The sequence below is a fragment of the Streptomyces sp. NPDC054842 genome, from assembly GCF_053611025.1.
In genome coordinates this window covers 22365-43365 of the sequence record NZ_JBSGZN010000061.1, presented here as the reverse complement: position 1 = coordinate 43365, position 21001 = coordinate 22365, and the positions used below count along the sequence as shown (strand labels likewise).

The 21001-nt window shown below is 72.6% G+C and carries 20 protein-coding genes; 8 read left to right on the top strand and 12 right to left on the bottom strand.

Annotation, left to right across the window (positions count from 1 at the left end; translation table 11 throughout):
• Nucleotides 1–376: 376 nt before the first annotated feature.
• Together ACWGIS_RS32630 and ACWGIS_RS32625 are read left to right on the top strand one after the other, a co-directional pair.
• Nucleotides 377–1525 carry a S1 family peptidase gene (locus ACWGIS_RS32630; RefSeq protein WP_453366109.1) on the top strand — a complete coding sequence of 383 codons (1149 nt, stop codon included), beginning with the start codon at nucleotides 377–379 and terminating at the stop codon, nucleotides 1523–1525.
• 133 nt (nucleotides 1526–1658) lie between these two features.
• Nucleotides 1659–2414 (top strand): ZIP family metal transporter, encoded by a 756-nt coding sequence (locus ACWGIS_RS32625; RefSeq protein ID WP_453366108.1) that lies wholly within the window; start codon nucleotides 1659–1661, stop codon nucleotides 2412–2414.
• Between the two features lie 25 nt (nucleotides 2415–2439).
• On the opposite strand, the gene ACWGIS_RS32620 is transcribed toward ACWGIS_RS32625, so the two are convergent.
• The 4 genes from ACWGIS_RS32620 to ACWGIS_RS32605 form a co-directional block, all read right to left on the bottom strand.
• On the bottom strand, nucleotides 2440–2922 hold the full coding sequence (locus ACWGIS_RS32620) for a hypothetical protein (protein ID WP_453366107.1): 483 nt from the start codon (nucleotides 2920–2922) through the stop codon (nucleotides 2440–2442).
• Nucleotides 2919–5384, bottom strand: a complete 2466-nt coding sequence (locus tag ACWGIS_RS32615; protein WP_453366106.1) for a molybdopterin oxidoreductase family protein — start codon at nucleotides 5382–5384, stop codon at nucleotides 2919–2921. The genes ACWGIS_RS32620 and ACWGIS_RS32615 overlap by 4 nt, the downstream gene beginning before the upstream one ends.
• A 433-nt stretch (nucleotides 5385–5817) precedes the next feature.
• Entirely contained in the window at nucleotides 5818–7089 is a 1272-nt protein-coding gene (locus ACWGIS_RS32610; protein WP_453366105.1) for an MFS transporter, read from the bottom strand.
• Nucleotides 7090–7317: 228 nt separating this feature from the next.
• Nucleotides 7318–7746 (bottom strand): ATP-binding protein, encoded by a 429-nt coding sequence (locus tag ACWGIS_RS32605; RefSeq protein ID WP_453366104.1) that lies wholly within the window; start codon nucleotides 7744–7746, stop codon nucleotides 7318–7320.
• Nucleotides 7747–8465: 719 nt separating this feature from the next.
• Between ACWGIS_RS32605 and ACWGIS_RS32600 the strand changes: the two genes are divergently transcribed.
• Both ACWGIS_RS32600 and ACWGIS_RS32595 read left to right on the top strand, forming a co-directional pair.
• Nucleotides 8466–9716 carry a PP2C family protein-serine/threonine phosphatase gene (locus ACWGIS_RS32600; protein WP_453366103.1) on the top strand — a complete coding sequence of 417 codons (1251 nt, stop codon included), beginning with the start codon at nucleotides 8466–8468 and terminating at the stop codon, nucleotides 9714–9716.
• The gene (locus tag ACWGIS_RS32595) at nucleotides 9713–10069 is read left to right on the top strand and encodes an STAS domain-containing protein (RefSeq protein WP_453366102.1); all 357 of its coding nucleotides are present in this window, start codon (nucleotides 9713–9715) and stop codon (nucleotides 10067–10069) included. The genes ACWGIS_RS32600 and ACWGIS_RS32595 overlap by 4 nt, the downstream gene beginning before the upstream one ends.
• An 11-nt stretch (nucleotides 10070–10080) precedes the next feature.
• Here ACWGIS_RS32595 and ACWGIS_RS32590 read toward each other — a convergent pair whose 3' ends face one another.
• Both ACWGIS_RS32590 and ACWGIS_RS32585 read right to left on the bottom strand, forming a co-directional pair.
• On the bottom strand, nucleotides 10081–11304 hold the full coding sequence (locus ACWGIS_RS32590) for a cytochrome P450 (protein WP_453366101.1): 1224 nt from the start codon (nucleotides 11302–11304) through the stop codon (nucleotides 10081–10083).
• 91 nt (nucleotides 11305–11395) lie between these two features.
• Nucleotides 11396–12076, bottom strand: a complete 681-nt coding sequence (locus ACWGIS_RS32585) for an SDR family oxidoreductase (RefSeq protein ID WP_453366100.1) — start codon at nucleotides 12074–12076, stop codon at nucleotides 11396–11398.
• 135 nt (nucleotides 12077–12211) lie between these two features.
• Between ACWGIS_RS32585 and ACWGIS_RS32580 the strand changes: the two genes are divergently transcribed.
• Together ACWGIS_RS32580 and ACWGIS_RS32575 are read left to right on the top strand one after the other, a co-directional pair.
• Nucleotides 12212–12769: a TetR/AcrR family transcriptional regulator gene (locus ACWGIS_RS32580; RefSeq protein ID WP_453366099.1), complete on the top strand. Its 558-nt coding sequence runs from the start codon at nucleotides 12212–12214 to the stop codon at nucleotides 12767–12769.
• A 77-nt stretch (nucleotides 12770–12846) separates the two neighbouring features.
• Entirely contained in the window at nucleotides 12847–13344 is a 498-nt protein-coding gene (locus tag ACWGIS_RS32575) for an MSMEG_6728 family protein (RefSeq protein WP_453366098.1), read from the top strand.
• Here ACWGIS_RS32575 and ACWGIS_RS32570 read toward each other — a convergent pair.
• A complete protein-coding gene (locus ACWGIS_RS32570) occupies nucleotides 13313–13588 on the bottom strand; it encodes a DUF3140 domain-containing protein (protein ID WP_453366113.1) in 276 nt (91 codons plus the stop codon). The genes ACWGIS_RS32575 and ACWGIS_RS32570 overlap by 32 nt on opposite strands.
• A 59-nt stretch (nucleotides 13589–13647) precedes the next feature.
• Nucleotides 13648–13875, bottom strand: coding sequence for a DUF2945 domain-containing protein (locus ACWGIS_RS32565; protein ID WP_453366097.1), 228 nt, complete (start codon nucleotides 13873–13875; stop codon nucleotides 13648–13650).
• A 181-nt stretch (nucleotides 13876–14056) separates the two neighbouring features.
• Here ACWGIS_RS32565 and ACWGIS_RS32560 point away from each other — a divergent pair, with 181 nt between their 5' ends.
• Nucleotides 14057–15697 (top strand): GMC oxidoreductase, encoded by a 1641-nt coding sequence (locus ACWGIS_RS32560; protein WP_453366096.1) that lies wholly within the window; start codon nucleotides 14057–14059, stop codon nucleotides 15695–15697.
• Nucleotides 15698–15730: 33 nt separating this feature from the next.
• On the opposite strand, the gene ACWGIS_RS32555 is transcribed toward ACWGIS_RS32560, so the two are convergent.
• The 4 genes from ACWGIS_RS32555 to ACWGIS_RS32540 all read right to left on the bottom strand — a co-directional run bounded on the left by ACWGIS_RS32555 (nucleotide 15731) and on the right by ACWGIS_RS32540 (nucleotide 20256).
• Nucleotides 15731–16210: a carboxymuconolactone decarboxylase family protein gene (locus tag ACWGIS_RS32555; protein WP_453366095.1), complete on the bottom strand. Its 480-nt coding sequence runs from the start codon at nucleotides 16208–16210 to the stop codon at nucleotides 15731–15733.
• Nucleotide 16211: 1 nt separating this feature from the next.
• A complete protein-coding gene (locus ACWGIS_RS32550) occupies nucleotides 16212–17288 on the bottom strand; it encodes an NAD(P)H-dependent amine dehydrogenase family protein (RefSeq protein ID WP_453366094.1) in 1077 nt (358 codons plus the stop codon).
• A gap of 122 nt (nucleotides 17289–17410) precedes the next feature.
• Nucleotides 17411–18532, bottom strand: coding sequence for a sulfite oxidase (locus ACWGIS_RS32545; RefSeq protein WP_453366093.1), 1122 nt, complete (start codon nucleotides 18530–18532; stop codon nucleotides 17411–17413).
• Nucleotides 18533–18729: 197 nt separating this feature from the next.
• The gene (locus ACWGIS_RS32540) at nucleotides 18730–20256 is read right to left on the bottom strand and encodes an alpha/beta hydrolase domain-containing protein (protein ID WP_453366092.1); all 1527 of its coding nucleotides are present in this window, start codon (nucleotides 20254–20256) and stop codon (nucleotides 18730–18732) included.
• Between the two features lie 152 nt (nucleotides 20257–20408).
• Between ACWGIS_RS32540 and ACWGIS_RS32535 the strand changes: the two genes are divergently transcribed.
• Entirely contained in the window at nucleotides 20409–20909 is a 501-nt protein-coding gene (locus tag ACWGIS_RS32535; RefSeq protein ID WP_453366091.1) for a hypothetical protein, read from the top strand.
• Nucleotides 20910–21001: the final 92 nt, after the last annotated feature.

Genomic DNA, 21001 nt, shown 5'->3' with positions numbered 1-21001 from the left:
CCGCCCGACCGCCCCCGACCGCCCCCGACCGCCCGAGCCGCCCGACCGCCCCCGACCGCCGGAGCCGCCCGAGCCGCCCGAGCCGCCCGAGCCGCCCGAGCCGCCCGAGCCGCCCGAGCCGCCCGAGCCGCCCGAGCCGCCCGCCGACGATCGCACGAGACGGCCTCCCCTCCCGCGAGTCCGGGCCTGACCCTCCGGCCACCGCCGCCTGCCGGTACGACGTGCCCGCCGTACGACATGCCGCGTCGGACCATCTCACGCATTGGCATGGACCTGCTCATGATCCACCGCTAATCTCGTTCGCGCACGCATTTGAGAGCGCTCTCTCTGCCCTTCCGCTCCTCCCCCACATCCGGAACGACGAAAGGCAACTCCCTTGAGACGCACCACAGTTCTGCGCGCGAGCCTGTCGGCGGCCCTGCTCCTGAGCACCGTCGCGGCCGGTCTGACCACCCAGGCGTCCGCCGCTCCCGCCCCCACCGTCTCCGAGGCACCCGCGTCCGCCGCGCTGATCACCGCCATGCAGCGCGACCTCGGCCTGTCGAATACCCAGGCGACCGCCCGCCTCGAGGCCGAGACGAAGGCGCGCGGCGTCGACCGCGCGGCCCGGCGTGCCGCGGGCAGCTCCTACGGCGGCTCGTGGTTCGAGGCGAAGAACGGCAAGCTCACCGTCGCCGTCACCGACGAGGCGCACCGCAACGCCGTCGAGGCCACCGGCGCCCGGGTGACCCTCGTCGAGCACAGCCAGCGGCGGCTGGACGCGACCCTGAAGCGGCTCGACAAGCTCGACGCCCCGGCCGGGGTCAGCAGCTGGCACGTCGACCCCAGGAGCAACTCGGTCGTCGTCGGCGTAGTCACCTCCCACCATGATGACAACGATGTCCAGGCGTTCCTGGACCGCGCCCGCGAGGCCGGGCCGGTGACCGTGCGCGAGACGCGGCAGTCGCCGCGCACCTTCGCCGCGGGCACCGTGGGCGGCGACCCGTACTACACGGGCAACGTGCGCTGTTCCATCGGCTTCTCCGTGTACGGCGGGTTCGTGACCGCCGGTCACTGCGGACAGGCCGGGGCCGGTGTCAGCGGCTGGGACCGCAGCTACATCGGCAACTTCCAGGGCTCCTCCTTCCCCGACAACGACTACGCCTGGGTCAACGTCGGAAGCGGCTGGTGGACCGTGCCCGTCGTACTCGGCTGGGGCACCGTCTCCGACCAGCTCGTGCGCGGTTCGGGTGAGGCTCCCGTCGGCGCCTCCATCTGCCGGTCCGGATCCACCTCCCACTGGCACTGCGGCACCGTCCTCGCCAAGAACGAGACGGTCAACTACAGCCAGGGCGCCGTGCGCCAGATGACGAAGACGAGCGTCTGCGCCGAACCCGGCGACTCCGGCGGCTCCTTCATCAGCGGCGACCAGGCACAGGGCGTCACCTCGGGCGGCTGGGGCAACTGCAGCAGCGGCGGCGAGACCTGGTACCAGCCCGTCAACGAGATCCTGAACCGCTACGGACTCACCCTGCACACCGCCTGACCCTCCCCGCAGCCGGCCCGCGCCCCGCACCCGGGCCGGCTGCACCCGAACCGTGTCCGCTCCCAGGCGGCCCGGACGCGGTCCCGCCTGGCCCGAGCCATGGACCGTCCCCGATCGGGGTAGGCGGTGCGCTGTGGCTGAAGTGATGCAAGCGGGTCTGTGGGGTCTGGTGGCCGGGTCGGCGCTCCTGGTGGGCGCCGCGCTGGGATACGGGCTGCGGGTGCCGCCGAAGGTGATCGCCTCGGTGATGGCCTTCGGCTCCGGTGTCCTCATCTCGGCGGTGGCGTACGAGCTGATGGGTGAGGCCTACGACCAGGCCGGCCTGGCGCCCGCCGCGATCGGTGCCCTCGGCGGGGCACTGGCGTACACCGGCGGGAACATGTGGCTCGCGCGTCGAGGCGCCCGCCACCGCAAGCGTTCCGGCAACGCGCAGCAGACGCAGCCGACCGAGACGGAGCAGTCCGGCTCCGGCACGGCGCTCGCGCTGGGGGCCCTGCTCGACGGGGTGCCGGAGTCCGCGGTGATCGGCGTCAGCCTGCTGCACGGCGGAGCGGTCAGCATGGTCACGGTGGCCGCCGTGTTCATCAGCAACGTCCCCGAGGGTCTCTCCAGCTCCGCCGGCATGAAGAAGGCGGGGCGCGGCAAGGGCTACGTCTTCGGGGTGTGGTCGGCGATCGCCGCCGCGAGCACGGTCGCCGCGGTCCTCGGCTACAGCATCGTGGGCGGGATGTCCGACTCGGTCGTCGCCGGTGTGACGGCCGTGGCCGCCGGGGCGATCCTGGCGATGATCGCCGACACGATGATCCCCGAGGCGTTCGACGAGGCGCACCTGGCCATCGGCCTGATCACCGTCGCGGGGTTCCTGGTCTCCTTCGCCCTGTCGCACTGAACCGGCGGGGGCGTGCCCCGGGAATTCAGCTCAGCAGGATCTGCGGCGAGGACTCCTTCAGCTTCCCGTTCGCCCAGCGCATCTGGCGCAGGGCGTCGGGGTGGCAGCGCTGCACGGTCTTCAGGAGCGCGTTGTCCTTGAGTGCCTGGGCGGCCTGGCCGAGCAGCTCCCAGTCCACGCTGACGCCGGACGCCTTGAGGTACACCTCGCGCAGGTCGCGCAGGAGCAGCAGGCCGCTCTCGGGGCGCCGCCCGAGGAGTTCGCCGGCCTTCTCCCGCAGGCGTTCCGCCCCGGTGAGGTCGTCCACCGGGTCGGGGTCGAGCGTCACGTCGAAGCGGTCGCCGAGGGCGGCGAGGATGCGCACGTGCTCCTGGGACCAGCGGGCCAGGTCGCGGCCGACGTGGTGGACCTCGTGGTCGGAGCGGTGCCGTTCGCAGACCCGGAGCAGTTCGTGCGCGAGGTCGTTCTCGTCGCGGTGCAGTTCTTGCAGGAGCAGACCGACCTTCATCGGGCATCCGCCTCCAGCGGTCGGGCGAGTTCCTCGTCGGCCTGCGCCTCCGGTCCGCCGCGCGTCGGCGCGAGGTCCGCGGTGACGGGGGCGGAGGCCGTGTTCGTCGGTGCGGCCGAGGGCCGGGGGTCCGCGTCGACGCGCCGCAGGGCCGCGGCGGCGGTCTTGAAGATCGGCTGCTTGGACGCCGGATCCCAGTCGGTCAACGTGAGTTCGTTGGCCGCGCGCCCGTGCTCCCCCGGTTCGTGCCCGGTGTCGGTGTCCCAGTACCCGTAGTGGAAGGGGAGGAAGAGGACGCCGTCGCGGATGCCGCTGACGCGCAGCCTGGCACGGACGCTGCCGCGGGGGGTGGTCACCTCCACCAGGTCGCCCTCGCCCAGTTCGTGGGCGGCCGCGTCGTGGGCGGAGCACTCCACCCACACCTCCGGTGCCGCTGCCTGGAGTTGGGGTGCGCGGGCGGTCTTGGTACGGGTGTGGAAGTGGAAGAGCGTGCGGCCCGTGGTCAGCGCGAAGGGGTGGTCACGGCTGGGCTTCTCGTGCGGCGGCACGTACGCGGCGGCCTTGACGACGGCCTTGCCGTCGGGGTTCATCGCCCGGTACTCGGTCGGTTCCAGCGGCGCGCCGGTGATCAGGTCGCGTCCGTAGCTCTCGCAGTAGGCGGGGTCGCTCATGAACGCGCCGTCGGTGTAGAGGCGTTCGGTGCCGTCCGGGTGCTCGTCGTTGCAGGGCCACTGGATGCCGCCGCGCTCGCGCAGCCCGGCGTAGGTGATGCCGGTGTAGTCGCAGGGCCGGCCGCGGCTGCACTCCTTCCACGCCTCGAACGCGGACTCCGGGTCGTGCCACTTCACCAAGGGCTCGCCGTCCTTGTCGCACAGGTCGAGCCGGCGGGCGTAGTCCAGGAAGATGTCCAGGTCGGGCCGGGCCTCGCCGGGCGGCTCGACGGCCTTCTCCGACAGGTGGACGGTGCGGTCCGCGTTGGTGAACGTGCCGGTCTTCTCGCCCCAGGTCGCGGCCGGCAGGACGACGTCGGCCAGTTGCGCGGTCTCCGTGAGGAAGAGGTCCTGGACGACGAGGAAGAGGCGGTCCTGGGACAGGAGGGCGCGGCTGCGCCGCAGTTCCGGCAGGGAGACGGCAGGGTTGGTGCCGCTCACCCACAGCATGCGGATCGACCCGTCCTCCACGTACCGCATCATCTGCATGGCGTGGGTGGGCGGCCCGAAGTGCGGGATCTGCAGCGGGTCGACGTTCCAGAGGCGGGCGAGTTCCTCGACGTGGGCGTCGTTGGCCCAGTTACGGAAGCCGGGCAGGTCCCCGTCGGCTCCGCATTCCCGGGTGTTCTGCGCGGTGGGCTGGCCGTTCATCTGGAGCACGCCGCAGCCGGGCCGGCCGAGCATGCCGCGTACCAGGTGCAGGTTGTTGACCTGGACCGCGGCGGCGGTGGCCTGGTGGGACTGGTAGAACCCCTGCAGCACGGTGGACAGCAGCCGCCGGGCGCCGCCGAGGACGCGCGCCGCTTCCCGGATGCGTGCCGCCGGCACACCGCAGATCTCCGCCGTACGTTCGGGCGGGTACTCCCCGACCCGTCGGCTGAGCTCCTCGAAGCCGACGACGTGGGCGTCGATGTAGTCCCGGTCGATCCAGCCGTTGGCGAGGATCTCGTGCAGCAGGCCGTTCATCAGGGCCACGTTCGTGCCGGGCAGCGGCGCGAGGTGCACGGTGGCGGCGCGGGCGACCGGCGTCATCCGGGGGTCGACGCAGATCACCGCGGGGGGCCGGGGTCCGGCGAGCCGGTCCAGGACGCGGGTCCACAGCACGCTCTGCGTCTCCGCCATGTTGTGGCCGAACAGCGCGATGACGTCGGCGTGGTCGATGTCCGTGTAGGAGCCGGGCTGCCCGTCGCAGCCGAACGACTCCTTGAGCGCGGCGGCCGCCGTCGCCGTGCACAGCCGGGTGTTGCCGTCCACGTGGTTCGTGCCGATGCCCGCCCGGGCGATCACGCCGAGCGTGTAGTACTCCTCCGCGAAGAGCTGCCCGGTGGTGTAGAAGCCGATGGCGCTCGGTCCCTGTTCGTCCAGCAACTCCTGGGTGCGGCCGGTGATCCTGCCCATCGCGGTGTCCCAGTCGCATTCGACGAGGCGGCCGTGCTGCCGGACAAGCGGGCGGGTCAGCCGGTCGGCCGACGCGTTGGCCTGCCAGCCGAACAAATCCTTGGGGCCCAGCCGCCCGTGGTTGACCCGGTCGTCCGCCCGGCCGCGCACGCCGACGATCCGCCCTTCCTTGACCGCGATGTCCATGGCGTCGCCGTTGGAGTGCAGGATGGACGCCGAACCGACCCAGCGGTCCACCTCGTCGGGGGTGATGCCGTCCGCCAGGTGGGTGTCGACCCGCACGGGCCAGGTCTCGCCGGGCCCGTACGGGGTGCGCGTGCCCCAGGGTTCGGCAATCCGGTCCTTGCGCCCCACGAAGACCACCTTCTCCGTTCGCTGCGGAAGCCGGCCGAAATCCGGCGGAGGTTGAATCAGGTTCCCGTTTGCCGACGTGGTAGACGTCCCCGTTCCCGGTCCACGTACCGCGTCCGGCCGCGTCCCCCGGGGCGGTGCCGGTGCGCGCCTCATCCCTCGACGCCGGTTCCGGAACGGCGGGTCCGCACCGGCCAGGACTCGCTCACCGCCGCCGAGGCGTCGGTACGGCGTTCCCCCGGGCCGCCACAACCGCCGGGGCCCCGCGGGGATCGCGGCACGAGCGGCGTCCCGCCGGTCCGGCACCGTACGCTCACTCCGCCTCCGCCCGCCGGCCCACATCTGACGGCCCATCATGCACAGCGGGCCGCGCGTGCCCGCGTCGAACACGCGGAAGGGCGCCGGCGCTCCCCCGCGTCGACCACGCCGGGTCGTCTCAGGGGGCTCCCGGGGCCGACGCCGGGGCCGGGAGCCCGGCGGTGTGCGCGATCCCGGTGCTGGGCCGGTGTCCGGTCAGGCGGCGGACGGGTCCGCACACGACGAGGGCGACGGCGCAGCCCAGGGCGATCACGGCGCCCGCGAGGAGGAGGCGGTGGACGCCGACGACCGCGCTGGCGGGACCGGCGATCGCCTGTCCGAACGGCACGGCCAGGATGGAGCCGGCGATCTCGTAGGCGGTGACGCGGTTGAGCCGGTCCTCGGGGATGTGGGTCTGCACGGCGGTGGCCCATTGGACTCCCCAGAACGCCCAGCCGAGACCGCTGAGCGCGTAGCCGAGCATGAGCAGCGGCAGTGCGGGGACCAGGGCCGCCGCGAGCGGCATCATCGGGAAGAGGAACATCGCGAGGCCGCCCGCGAGGAGCGGGCGGGGCGGCCGTACGCGGATCGCCGCCAGGCCGCCGAGGACGCAGCCGGCCCCGAACGCGCTCTCGGCGTAGCCGAACGCCGCCTTGCCGTGGGCCTCGATGACCGAGACGGCGCCGACTGGCGTGACCGGGCCCCAGACGAAGACGCCGAGCACCCACCAGATCAGGATGACCGACCACATCCACGACCGGGAGCGGAACTCGTCCCAGCCGGTGCGCAGGTTGGCGAGCGTGGACGCCGAGCGGTCCACCGCGTACCGGGGCAGCCGCAGGGCCACCAGGCAGATCCCGCTGACCGCGAAGGTGGCGGCGTCGACCACGAAGACCGTCGCCGCCGAGGTGGTGGCGACGAGCAGGCCGGCCAGGGCGGGGCCGGCCATCGTGGAGAGCCCCTGGCTCACCCGCAGGACTCCGTTGGCCCGGTGCGGGTCGGTGGCGACCTGCGGCACCAGTCCGGAGACGCCGGGCTGGAACATCGCTGTCGCGATGCCGCCGAGCAGCGATCCCACGACGATGAACCACAGCGGCGGGTGCCCCACGAAGAGGGAGACCGCCAGGGACACCTGGATGACACAGCGGACGGCGTCGGCGCCGATCATCTGGGGGCGCGGATGGAACCGGTCCGCGAACACCCCGCCGAACACGACGAAGAGGGCGAACGCCCCCATCCACGCGGCGAGCGCGAACCCGACGCCGCTGGCCCCGTATCCCAGCGAGAGCATCGCGACCGCCATGGCCACCGGGATCATCGTGTCGCCCAGCACCGACATGGTGCGGGCCGTGAAGTACAGGGTGAAGTTCCAGGTCCACAGGCGGGTCGGCGCGGCGGCGGACATGACCATTCAGGCATCCTTCGGGACGTCCGCTCTCCGGACACCGTTCACGTGGGTCTACGGGTGACGGTGCCGGCCGAACACCGCGGGGCCGTGGTCTCTTCGGCTCGCGACTCCGTCAGATCCGTACGGTAGAACGCCGGACGCGATCATGGCCGGTCTTTTTCCGCAACCGTTCCGTCGGCCGGTCCGCCACCGGCCGGACGGCGCCGTGCCGGGGCGCTTCCGGCACCCGCGTCACGTCTTCTCGTCGGACTCGGCCGCGCCCGGAAGGTGGAAACAGGCGGTGACCGTCTTGCCGTTGGGGCAGCGCCGGGCCTGCCAGGTGTCCGCCAGCGCGTCGACCAGGAACATGCCGCGTCCGCCGAGACTCTCCGGGTCCGCCGCCCGCGGTTCGGGCAGCGTGGTCGAGGCGTCGTGCACGCTCACGTGCAGGCACTCGGTGTCCCAGGTCAGCAGCAGCTGCGCGCTGCTGTGCGCGTGCACATGAGCGTTGGTCACCAGCTCCGAGACCGTCAGCAGGACCGCGTCCGTGGTCTCGGGTGCGGTAGTGGTCCACCCGAGGGCCTCCAGGTGCTCGCGGGCCCACTGCCGGGCCTCGTTGACACCCCGGGAAAGGGGCATGGAACGTGCCCAGCCCACGGCCTTCATCGACGATCCGCTCATGGTCATCCTTTCGCGCTCGCTGCACCCCCGTTCTGCTGCGTCTACCCCCGTCAGGAGCTTCAGTGCGCGGATGCCGCCGGGAAAGCAGACGGCGGGGCGGGGAGACGGCGGGAGGACCGGACGCGGCACGGGCCGCGACCGCCGCCGCGCCTCTCCGATCCCCTGCGTGCGTGGGGGCCGTGCCCGCCCGCCGGCGGCGGACAGGATGAACACAACGACCGGGAGCACGCCCCGCGTTCGGGCGCCACCCACCCCGCACGCGATCGGCACCCCGCGGCGTTCGCCGGGCACGGGTACGCCTGCCGCGCGACGCCGGACGGCGCGCACCGGGAGGGTCGCCGGAAGGCGTGGAGACGCGTCGACGGCGTCGGGATCGCTCCCCCGGAGCCGCCGCCGGGCGAGGTCACGCCCCCGCCACCGCATACACCGCACCGGCACGGGGCAGCCGTGGCGGGGCGGTGCGACGGAGGGGGAACGCGGAAGGTGAACCGGTCGGGCGTCTGCGAGGATGTGAGCATGAACGTGCGGAGCGGAGACCACGTGCGGGCGGGAGGCGAGTGCCGCGCCCCCGGGGGCCGGCCGCCCGTCCGCACGCCCGGTGTCCGGCGTGGGGCGACCGTCCCGCGCCACCCCTTCCGGCCTGCGGCGGCCGGTCGCCGCCCGCTGTCCGGTGCCCCCGGTGGCACCGCCGCCCGCGACCGCGCCGGTGTCCCGCGGTGATGTGCGAGGAAGACGGCCGGAGCCCGGAACCGGGCCGGGCACGGGACGAGGAGGCGCTGTTCTCGGCCCTGCTCGAGGACAGCGTCGAGGACCTCTACGAGAACGCCCCGTGCGGCTACCTCTCCACCCTGCTGGACGGTCAGATCGCCAAGGTCAACACGACCCTGCTCAACTGGCTCGGCTACGAGCGCGGCGACCTCGTGGGCAGCATGCGGTTCTCCGACCTGCTCACCGTGGGCGGCCGGCTCTACCACGAGACCCACTTCGCCCCGTTGCTGCGCATGCAGGGCGAGATCAGCGGCATCGCGCTGGAGCTCAAGACCGCGGACGGCAGCCGTCTGCCGGTCCTGGTCACCTCGCACGTCAAGCTGGGCGGCGACGGACAGCCGGTTCTGATCCGCACCACCGTCTTCGACGCCCGTGACCGTCGCGCGTACGAGACCGAACTGCTGCGCGCGCGCAAGGAGTCCGAGCAGGAACGGCAGCGCCTCCAGCGGCTGAACGACACCCTCCAGCGGACTCTGCTGCCGCCGACGCTCGCGGACGTCCCCGGACTGGACGTCGCCGCGTACTACCACATCGCCTCCACGGACGAGGTGGGCGGCGACTTCTACGACCTGTTCCCGCTCGGCTCCGGGACCTGGGGGATGTTCCTCGGGGACGTGTGCGGCAAGGGCGCCGCGGCGGCGGCCGTCACTTCCCTGGCCCGCTACACCCTGCGTGCCGCCGCGGTCTACGACCCGGACCCGGCCACCGTGCTCGGCAACCTCAACACCGTCCTGAACCACGAGTACCAGGGACCCGACCCGCGCTTCTGCACGGTCATCCTCGGACTGCTGACCCCGGACGGCGACGAGGGCGGATTCCGCATCACCCTGGCGAGCGGCGGGCATCCGCCGGCCCTGCTCATGCACGCCGACGGCAGCACCGACTACCTGCCCACCCCCGGGGGCCAGCTGATCGGCGTGCTGCCCGACGCGCACATCGCCACCACCTCGCTGCGCCTGGACCCGGGCGACACCCTCCTGCTCTACACCGACGGCCTCACCGAGGCGCACACCGCTGCCGCGGGCGACCGGTACGGCGACGAGGCGCTCCTGGAGTTCGCCCGCGAACTGGCACCGACCACGGCCGCGGACGCCGTGGCGGCGATCCGCGATCTGCTCGACACGTTCGGCACGGGCGTGGACGACGACACCGCCGTCCTGGCGATCAACGTGCCCCGACAGATCAGTGAAGAGCGTCCATGAAACGGCTGCAGGTCCACACACGGAACACCCCGTCGGGTCCCGTGATCGAGCTCGTCGGCGCCCTCGACCACCTGAGCGCGCCGGGCGTACAGGCGCTGCTGCCCGGGCTGGACCTGGTGGCGGGACAGCAGCTGGTCATCGACCTGACCGGGGTCACGCTCTGCGACTCCAGCGGCATCACGGCACTGATCGCCGCCCGCAACCGCGCCCTGGAGGCCCACGCGGGCATGGCCCTGAGCGCCGTGCCCGAGCGCGTCGGCCGGACGTTCCGCGTCATCGGCCTGGACCGGGTCTTCACCACCCACCCCACCGCGCGGGCCGCCGAACTCGCCTGGCGGCCGCCCGTCGGCTGAGGCGGGCGGCGTCACCAGGTGGCGGGCAGCGCCCGGGGGCCGCGGATCATGGTGTTCCGGCGCCACGGCACCTGGTCGGCGGGCACCGACAGGCGCAGTCCGGGCAGGCGGTCCAGCAGGGTGTCGATCAGCAGCTCGGTCTGCATCCGGGCCAGCACGACGCCCGTGCAGTGGTGCGGTCCGTTGCCGAAGGCGAGGTGGGCGCCGCTCTCCCGGTCGAAGTCGATCAGGTCGGGGGCGGGGAACACGTCCGGGTCGCGGTTGGCGGCGAGGTAGGAGACGTAGACGGCGTCCCCGGCGGCGATCCGCACGCCCCGCACGTCGACATCCTCCAGCGCGATTCTCGCCAGGCCCACGGAGGTGCGGTGCGGGATGTGGCGCAGGAGTTCGTCGATGGCCGCGGGCCGCAGCTCGGGCCGCCGGCGCAGCCGGTCGAGCAGGTCGGGGCGGGTCAGCAGGACGAAGAGCATCTGTCCGCAGTTGTGGGTGACGGCCTCTCCGCCGATCTGGAGCGGGCCGGCCAGCCCGATCGCCTCCTCCTCGCTCAGGTCGCCGCGCCCGACGGCGGCTCCCAGCAGGGACAGGACGTCCTCGCCGTCGCTGTCGCGGCGCTCACGGACGGCCTTCGCGATCCACCCGTACATGCCGTTCTTGGCGCGCTCGCCTGCCTCCGCGCCGCCCGCGGTGGAGATGATCTGCCGGGTCCACGCGTGCATCTGCTCGCGGTCGGCCGCGGGCACGCCCATGACCTCGCAGACCACGGCGATCGGGAAGGGTTCGAGGATGCGCTCGACGAGGTCGGCGGGCGGTCCGTCGCGCACCACGGTGTGCACCAGGCCGTCGAGCATCTCCTGCGCCCGGGGCCGCAGCCGCTTCGTCGCGCTCACCGTGAACGCTCCCGCCACCGCCCGGCGGAGGCGGTTGTGGTCGGGCTGGTCGGCGAACGCGAGCGAGCCGGGCTTCGGCTTGAAGTGCGGTGCGAGGCGGGTGACCTCACGGCCGACGACCTCCGCGCGGCTGAAGCGGGGGTCGTTGGTGATCATCTTGACGTCGTCGTACCGGGTCGCCAGCCAGGCCCAGCCCTCGCCGTGGGGCAGGCTGATCCGGCTGAGCGGCCCTTCTCGCATCAACTCCGCGAGCACCGGGTCGAAGTCGGTCCCGTCCAGGTCGAGCGCGGGCCAGTCGCGGACCGGCGGCGGGGCCTGGCCGGTCAGTACGGTGCTCTCCTCAGTCATGCCCTCCAGCCTGTCGGGCGGCCCGCCGGGTGTCGCGCGGGCGTACTCCAGGCGGAGCAGTGCCGGCGGGGCGGGCCGCCCGTGCCGCGCCTCAGCCGGTGAGCACGCCGAGCCCCTGCTTGACCTGACGCGTCAGCTCGTCGGCCAGCACCTCGGGGGCGCCCTTCTCCACGCCGTCCAGCGCGAGGCCGGCGACGGTCGCGGGGCTGATCTTCTGCGCCGGGTCGACGTCGGCGGCCATGTCGGTGTCCATGTAGCCGACGTGCAGTGCGATGACCTGGATGCCGCGCGGGGCCAGCTCCTCGCGCACCGCGTTCGACAGGGCCCAGGCCGCGGCCTTGCCGGCGCTGTACGCGCCGAGGCCCGCCGGGTGCAGCCACGACAGGACCGAGAGCACGTTCAGGATCGCGCCGCCGCCGTTGGCCTCCAGGACGGGGGCGAAGGCGCGGGTGGTCCGCAGGGTGCCGAAGTAATGAGTCTCCATCTCCAGCCGCACGTTGTCCCAGTCGCCGGTGACGAGCTGCGTGTGGGTGGAGATGCCGGCGTTGTTCACCAGGACGGTCGCGTCGGACGCCGTGCGGGCCGCCGCCAGGACCGACTCGGGGTCGGTGATGTCCAGGCGGAGCGGGACGACGCCGGGCAGGTCGACCGTCTCGGGGCGGCGGGCGGCCGCGTAGACCTTGGCGCCGCGCGCGAGCAGCTGCTCGGCGACGTGGCGTCCCAGGCCGCGGTTGGCTCCGGTGACGACCGCGACGGCGTTGGTCAGGTCCATGGTGCTGTCCCTTCGAGACGGATCGGAGGCGGCCCGGTCGGCCGCACCCGCTCTTTTAGATTACATCCATCATCTAAAAAAGGAAGGGACCGCCGTAGGATAGATGTCACCGAACATCCAGAACGGGGAGCGATCATGGGCCGCGTATCGAAGGACCAGGCGCGGGAGAACCGCGAGCGTGTCGTCGCCGGCGCCTCCCGCCTGTTCCGGGAGCAGGGCACCGACGGGGTGAGCGTCGCCGACCTCATGAAGGCGGCGGGCCTGACGCACGGAGGGTTCTACAAGCAGTTCGCCTCCAAGGAGGCCCTGGTCGACGAGGCCACCGCGCACGCCTTCACCACCCTGGAGGAGCGGCTGGCCGACGCCCTCCGGGCTCACGAGGGCGATCCGGCGGCGGCCCGGGGGGACCTGATCGACTACTACCTCTCCCCCGAGCACCGCGACGACGCGGCCGGCGGCTGCCCCACGGCGGCCCTCGCGGCGGACATGTCCCGCGGCGCCCAGGACAGCACCGCGCAGGAGACCTACACCGAGGGCGTACGCCGGTTCGCCGCGTGGCTCGCGACCGACGGCGACGACGGCCTCACCGGCCTCAGCACCCTGGTCGGCGCCCTCCTGCTCGCGCGGGCCGTGAAAGGCGACCCGCTGTCCGACGAGATCCTCGCGGCGGCCCGCGCCCGGGTGAAGCCCTGAGGGCGCCGCGGCGGGCGCCGGCCGCGTCCACCCGAATCGGCCGTCTGGACCGGGCCCGCGCACGGTAGGGATGAGGCGTGCAGACCTTTCTTCCCTACTCCGACTTCACCCGGTCCGCCGAGGTCCTGGACCCCCGCCGGCTGGGCAAGCAGCGCGTCGAGGCGCTCCAGGTGCTGCGGGGCCTGACCGTGCCCGGTTACGGCTGGCGGCATCACCCCGCGGTCCGCATGTGGCACGGCTACGAGGAGGCGCTGGTGCGCTACGGCCTGGAGATGTGCGGGGTGTGGACGGCGCTGGGCCGGGGCGACACCTGCGCCGCCACCCTCGTCACCGATCTGGCCGGACACCGTCCCGGGCTTCCCGTGCGCACGCAGGAGGAACTGGCCGAGGCCGGTGAACTGCCGCCCTGGCTGGGCGATCCCGCGTTCCACCTCAGCCACCGGTCGGCCCTCGTGCGCAAGGACCCGGAGTTCTACACCGCCCGCTTCCCGGACGCCCCCGACGACCTGCCGTACCTCTGGCCCGACTCGGACCGGCCGTCCCTCACTTCTCGGGATCGTGGCCCCAGTTCATGAGGGAGTAGCGCCACTTCGTGTCGGTGACGTCGCCCTTCGGGCGCTGCTCCAGGTGCCGGTGCACGTAGCCGACCACCTTGCTCATGTGCGCGACGTCGTCGTCCGTCAGGTCCGACTTCCTCGCCCGCAGCAGACCGACGATCCGGCGTCCCGAGGCGTGGCCGACGCTCTCGCCGCCGTCCTTCTGCCCGACGCTCTTGGACTCGTCGGTCTCCAGCCACTTCTCCAGCTCGCCGGGCGTCATGTTCACGGCCTCGCCGAACCGGGTGAGCGTCTCCTCGCGGTCCCCGTCCCCCTGCCCGCTCACGCCTTCTTGCCCTTCTTGCGCAGCGAACCGGGCTTGTGGACGGCCGACCGTCCCGACTTGTCGCTCTCCACCTCGTACTGAGGTTCCTCGGGTGAGGCGTCGACGGTCCGGCCGGCGGCCTCGGTGCGCTGAGTGATCTTCTTCTTCACCTTGCCGGGCACGGTCTGGCCGTGGCTGTTCCACGACACCTCGTCACCCTTGGAGAGCTTCTTGTCCTTCGCCATGGCCGTCCTTCGTCTGGTCGGGTCTCTGCCCTCCCAGCATCGAAGTCCGGACGCCGCGCCGCATCCCGGGCATCGGGAGGCCGCGGAGGGGCGGCCGGAAGTTACCTAGAGGTATGTAGTGACTTGACGCGCAAGTGACAGTAGAACCTGTTCTCACTCATCGAAGAGTGAGGAACCTCACATGAGCCAAACAACCTTGCAGGCAAACGATCCCAGGGGTGTCTCGCGTCGTAGCTTCATCGCTGGAACAGGTTCTATTTTTGGCGTCGCGGCGCTCACCGGCCGCGCCGCGGCGACTCCTTCGCCCATCGCGGCGGCCGACGTCATCGCTCCGGGAGCCCATGTCCCGGCGCTGGTGATCGGCACGGGATACGGCGGCTCCGTCGCCGCCCTCCGGCTCGCCCAGGCGGGTGTCGACGTCCACATGGTCGAGATGGGCATGGCCTGGGACACCCCCGGCCCGGACGGCAGGATCTTCGCCAACACGACCAGTCCCGACCAGCGCTCCTACTGGCTGCGCACCAGGACCAAGCAGCCCCTGAGCAACTTCCTGGGCTTCCCGATCGACAAGGACATCCCCCGCTACACCGGCATCCTGGACGCCGAGGAGATGGGCGGCATCATCGTGTACCAGGGCCGCGGCGTCGGCGGCGGCTCCCTGGTCAACGGCGGCATGGCCGTCACCCCCAGGCGCGAGAACTTCGCCGCCGTCCTCCCCTCGGTCGACGCCGCCGAGATGTACGCCACCTACTACCCCCGCGCCAACCAGGGCCTCGGGGTGGCCACCGTGAACCCGACGTGGTTCGAGACCGCCGAGTGCTACCAGTACGCGCGGGTCGGCCGCAAGCACGCCCAGCGGTCCGGGTTCCCCTTCGTCTTCGTGCCGGACGTGTACGACTGGGGCTACATGGAGCAGGAGGCGGCCGGCACCGTCCCGAGGTCGGCACTGGCGGGCGAGATCCTCTACGGCAACAACTACGGCAAGAAGTCCCTCCAGAAGACCTACCTCGCGCGCGCCGGGTCCACCGGACGGGTCACCATCTCGGCGCTGCACAAGGTCACTTCGGTCTCCCCCGCCACCGGCGGCGGCTACACGGTCGTCATCGACCGGATCGACACCGGCGGCACCACGACGGCCACGAAGACGGTGACCGCGGACCGGGTGTTCTTCGCGGCGGGCAGCGTCGGCACCAGCAAGCTGCTCGTCAAACTGAAGGCCACCGGCGCCCTGCCCGCCCTCAACGACGAGGTCGGCAAGGGCTGGGGCGACAACGGCAACGTCATGTGCGGCCGCGCCAACCACATGTGGGACCCCACCGGCAAACTCCAGTCGAGCATTCCCTGCGGCGGCATCGACAACTGGGCCGCGGGCGGCGCCTTCGCCGAGGTCGCGCCACTGCCCACGGGGATCGAGACCTACGCCTCGTTCTACCTGTCCATCACCAAGAACCCGAACCGGGCGCGGTTCACGTGGAACCCCGCCTCGGGCAGGGCGGAGCTGAACTGGCAGACGGCCTGGAAGCAGCCGTCCATCGACATGGCCAGGACCATCTTCGACAGGATCAACGCGAAGGAGGGCACGATCTACCGCACCGACCTCTTCGGCACCTACAAGATCTGGGGCGACCACCTCACGTACCACCCGCTCGGCGGCGCCGTGCTCGACAAGGCGACCGACAACCACGGCCGGCTGCAGGGGTACCGGGGCCTCTACGTCATCGACGGCGCGCTGATCCCCGGCAACACCAGCGTCAACCCGTTCGTCACCATCACGGCCCTCGCCGAACGGAACATCGAGCGGATCATCGCCGACGACCTGTAGCGGCAGCCGTCCCGCCCGAACTCCCGTACCGGTTCAATGGGTGGGCAGTACGCACACGGCGTCGAGGCCCAGCACGTGGTTGAGCCGGCCGAACGCCAGCCAGGAGCCGATGCTCATGCTGAGCTCCACGATCTCGCGCTGGCTGTACCGCGCGGTCATCCGGGCCCAGAACTCGTCGTCGAGACCGTGAGGATCCAGGGCGTACCGCTCGGCGTACTCCGCGGCCAGCCGCGTGCGGTCGTCGAAGGCGTCGGTGGTACGCCACTGGGTGACCGCGAGGGCGAACCCCTCCTCGACCTTGTGCCCGTCCCGTTCCGTACGCCAGTCCAGGCAGAACAGGCACCCGTTGATCTGCGCGATCCGCAGCCTCGCCGCCTCGAACTCCCGCAGGCCCAGCGTCGTGTGCTCGTACACCGCCAGCGAGAAGTTCGCGGCGGCCGGGCCGATGCCGGGAACCATCTCGCCCCACACGTATCCGATCGGCTCCTGACCGTCGGGGATGTCGATGCGCATGTCATTTCCTTCCGAGCCGGCCGGTCGCGGGACGCAGCGGGACGTCGAGCGCGTCGTACAGTCCTGGCTCCGCGTCCACGAGCCAGTCGATGGCGCCCACCAGCCGGCCCACCGCGGTGGCGTTACCCCCGGCGGACCGGTTCTCGCCCTCGTCGGTCGCCTCGACGGTGACCTCGATCCGGGGGCGGCCCTCGATGATCACCCGGTGCGCGCCGTCGCCACCGTCGGGCGGGGCGGGCCAGTCGGGGGCGCAGGACGGGTGGATGCGGGTGACGTGCTCGATGACGATGCGCGGGTGGCCGTCGACGATGCCCCGCACCTCGAACCGCACGGCGCCCTGGGTGCCGGCCTCGAAGACGCCCATCGTGCGGGTGGTGACGGTGGCGTCGAGGGCGCGCCGGTCCAACGTCTCGCGGATGTCGTCCAGTTCGGCGCCGAGCGCCCTGGCCATCAGCCGGATCTGGCCGCCCCACACCATGGTGGGTACCGAGGGCGCGAGCATCAGCGGTTCGTAGTCCATCGGGCGGCCCATGCCGATCAGGTGCCTGACGGACTCCTCCTGGTCGTACGTGGAGTAGTCGAAGATCTCCTGGCAGCGGACCGCGTCGACGACGGTGCCGAGCCCGCTGACCAGCAGGGGCAGCACGTCGTTGCCCCAGCCCGGATCGACGCCCGAGACGAACAGGGAGCCGCCGCCCTCGGCGACGGCCGCCAGCACCGGGTCCCGGAACTCCGGCGGCGCGCCGCGCCGGTCGTACAGCGGGTACAGGGCGGGAGTGACCACCACGGCCCCCGCTCCGACCGCTCTGCCGACGTCGGCGAGCGCCTCGTCCGGACGCAGATCTCCGGAGGCCGCGTACACCAGCGCGCGCGGACGGGCGGCCAGCACGGCGCCGACGTCGACGGTCGCCGCGACCCCGAGGCGCCGGTCCAGGCCGCCGAGTTCACCCGCGTCACGCCCGGCCTTGGCCGGGTCGTGGACGAGTACCGCCGTGAGTTCCAGCGCCGGGTGGGCGTCGACGGCGCGGATGGCCGCGCGGCCCACGTTGCCGGTGCCCCATACGACCGTGGGAATCATGCGGCGGAGGGTAGCGAGAGGACCCGAAGGTTCATAGGCCCATGAGCGATCCGGCTGCCCGGATCGCCAACTTGCCCACCGCTAAGGGGAACTGACGGGTCGTCAGCCCTCCGCTGTCGCACTCACGAGGATGCGTCGACGCACAGCACCGGCACCCGCTGGACGAGGTTGTTCGCGAAGCCGCCGCGATTCCATGGCTGTTGAAGGGGCTGGACGTGGCCCTCGGCGTCGGTGGCGCGGGCGCTGAGCACGTGGGTGCCCGGTACGGCCGTCCAGTCGAGGTGCCAGCGGCGCCACGCCCACCGGTGACCGGACTCGGGGGCGAGGTCGGCCTCGTGCCAGGACCGGCCCTCGTCCCAGCTCACCTCCACGGAGGCCACAGGGGCGCGGCCCGACCAGGCGCGTCCCTCCAGTGGCACGACGCCGGGCCGGACGACCCGCGACCGTGACATGAAGTCCGGGAAGCCCGGCGGGACCAGCAGGGCGCGGGGCGCGATGCGGGTCACCGGCTCCCCCGGGTCGTCCGCGTCCTGCCTGAGCCGGTAGGCCACCGCCTGCTGGAACCCCGTGAACGCGGTGTCGGCGACGGAGATGTCCCGCAGCCACTTCACATGGGCCATGCCGTACCAGCCGGGCACCACCAGCCGCACCGGGTACCCGTGCTGGGGCGGCAGCGGTGCGCCGTTCATCGCGTACGCGACGAGCACCTCGGGGTCGCGGCCGGTCGCCGTCTCCAGCGGCAGCGCGCGCTGGTAGTCCTGCTCGACGCCCCGCTCGATCCCGTGGTCGGCACCGGTGAAGACGACGTCCACCCCGGCCGGGTCGACGCCGGCCTCGGCGAGCAGCACCCGCAGCGGCACCCCGGTCCACTCCGCCGTGCCTGCCGCTTCGACCAGCCACGGCTGGCTCACCGGCCGGGGCGTCAGCAGGGCCCTCCCGTTGCCGGCGCACTCCATGGTCACCCGCTCGGTGACCGCGGGGAACGACCGCAGGTCCGCCGTCGTGAGCCGCAGCGGCCGGTCGACCAGGCCGCCGACGGTCAGCTCCCAGGTGCTCTCGTCCGCGTAGGGGATGTCGTAGTGGGTCAGCACGTAGTGCAGCCCCGGCGGGGTGACGTCGTACCGCAGCGCCTCCAGGGGCAGCCCGTGGTTGCGGGCGGCGAGGGCCAGCTCCTCCTGGCTGATGCCCTCGTCGGGTCCGGCCAGCCGGGCGGGACCACTGACATCACTCACGTCTTGGCTCATGCCCGCATTCTCCGCCCCGCACCCGCGGGGGCACCAGCGCGCCCGCGACCGTGCCGGTCAAGCGGCCGGCCGTGTGGGCGGCTCACCTGACCGCGTGCCCGCGGACGACGGCTGTCCCGGACGAAGCGAACGCCCGAAGTCCCGCTCGGCGAGCGGGACTTCGGACCGCGAAGTGTGGTCTCGCGTTGTGGACGCGATCAGCCGCCGATGTCCGAGTCCTGCGCGGCGGCCACGATCGCGGTCGCGTCCTCCGGCAGGAGGTGGCCGGCCGCCACGGAGTTCTGCGCGGCCGTCCGGACCCGGCTCACGTATCCCTCGTGCGTCGGGTACAGCCGGCTCAGCACCGGTTCCGCCCGGCTCGGGAAGGACGGGTCGGACGGGTCGCCGTCGTCGTGCCGGTCCCACGGGTCGCTGTCGCCGTTCCACGGGTCCCGCGCGCCGTAGAGGCCGCAGAAGAGACCACTGCCGCTGGTGTCCCGCTCGCCGGTGAGCGTACGGGTGGGCACCGCGACGTCGGGCAGCCGGATGCCGCCGAGCGCCAGTCCGGTGGCCGGGTCGCGCAGCTCGCTCAGCTGGGCCCCGCTCGCGGGCCGGGCACCGCCCCGCGCCCAGTCGGCCAGCCCGCGCAGCGCGGCGTTCATCGAGTAGTGGCCGGGGCCGTCGTTGAACGGCGCCGACCCCGCGGCGCAGCCGGGCGCCGGGGCAGCGGAGCCCGCCGACCTGATCACCGTCGGCTGCCCGGTGTCGTAGGCCCACTGGTCGCCGTGGGCGGTGCCCGCCAGCTCCCAGTGCACGACGCGGTCCGTGTCGGGCTGCCGTGCGGCGGAGGCACCGGGCACGTCGGTCTCCGTGAGGACGACGAACGTCGGCACGGAGAGATCGGTGCGGATGCGGGACGGGTACGGCATCAGGAGCGTGTCGCCCAACTGCCCGCTGATCGGCGCGGCGATGGCGCTGTTGCTGTGCACCATGAAGCCGTCGTAGACGCGTGCCACCGGCTGGACGGCGTTGGCGTACGTCGTCATGAATCCGGCCGACTGGGACTCGCCGTCCGCCAGCAGCGTCCTGATCCGCAGCCCGCCGAGCGGATCGGGACCGTTCGGGGTGCGCAGGGCCTGGCCGGCCTGGGAGAAGATGTCGTAGGCGTAGGCGTCACCGGGGTGGACCAGGCTGCCGTAGCGCTCCGGGTCCCAGCCCTTGAGGCCGTGGATCTCGCCGCTGCCGCCGTTGACGCCGACGGACTGTGCCGAGACGCCGACCCAGGCGTACCCCTTGCGCAGCAGTTCCTCCCGGGCGAACCAGTAGTCCGGGGACAGTTCGATCTGGCCGCTGACGTTCAGCCACTCGACGACGACGGTGCCGTTGAACTTGGCGGCGTCGACGGGGCGGCGGACCAGCAGCCGGGTGCGGTACTCGGCGCGGGCGCCGGCGCGGACGGTCCAGCGGCCGTCCGAGCCCCAGATCCCGGACTTCGCGTACGAGGTGGCGGTGCCCGTCGTGAAGTACTCGCTCTCGGTGTAGCCGAGGGAGCCGAGGTCCTCCGCCGCGGCGAGGAAGGGGAACCCGCGGCTGCCCTCGGGCGGAACGGTGATCACGGGGCTGACAGCCTCCGCGCGCGCCGGTGCGGCCTGGGCGGGGGAAGGACCGAGGAGCGTGGCGAGGAGTACCGCGCCCAGGGTCGTGGCGGTGGCCCACCGCCGGAGTAACCGGTCGGGACTGCGCATGCGTTGCCTCCAACGGACCGAGTGGAACGGATCGGGGGAACGCAGCCTCGCGCCTGCGGCCGGGCCGGCCATCGGCCGAATCACCGGCCTCGTCGTGTGAGGGTCGCCACCTCCCGGCCGCACCCGCTGCGGCGGCTGGCACACTGCTCGCCATGGCCCCGTTCACCCCCGCCCGCGCGCTCCTCCTGCTCACCGGCGGGCTGACCTGCCTCCTCGCGGCCACGGGCGGGCTCGTCGGCGCTCTTCTCGGGGGCACGGGTATCGGCCTTCTCGCGGCGCTCGCCTTCGCGGTGACCGGCGCCGCCGCCTCTGTTCTCGTCCGGCGGCGCGCCCTGGCGGACTTCGGCGCGGCGCAGCGGCAGGCCGGGGCCCGCGGCTACGCGGAGGGCATCGCGCACGGCGTGCTGGTCCAGGTCGCCGCCTACGAAGCCGCCGTCTTCCCGCGTTCGGGACCGTCGGGCGTCTCCCCCGAGGAACGGGCGGCACGCCGCTCCCTGGCCTACCGGATGGCGGCCGTCGACGAGGTCCCGGAGTCCGTCAGGAAGGCCGCGGCCGACGCCCTCGCGCTGCTCGACCGCGCCGACCGCCCGGCTGCCGAGGAAGCACTGACGGAACTCGCCGCGATGGTCCGCAGGGAGTACGTACGCCTCTAGGCGGGGACTGGCGCGTTCCGGCCCGGTCGTCCGGGCGCTGTCGTCCACCTCGCCCCCGCATGCGTGTATCCGGCAAGAACCGGGGCACGTGA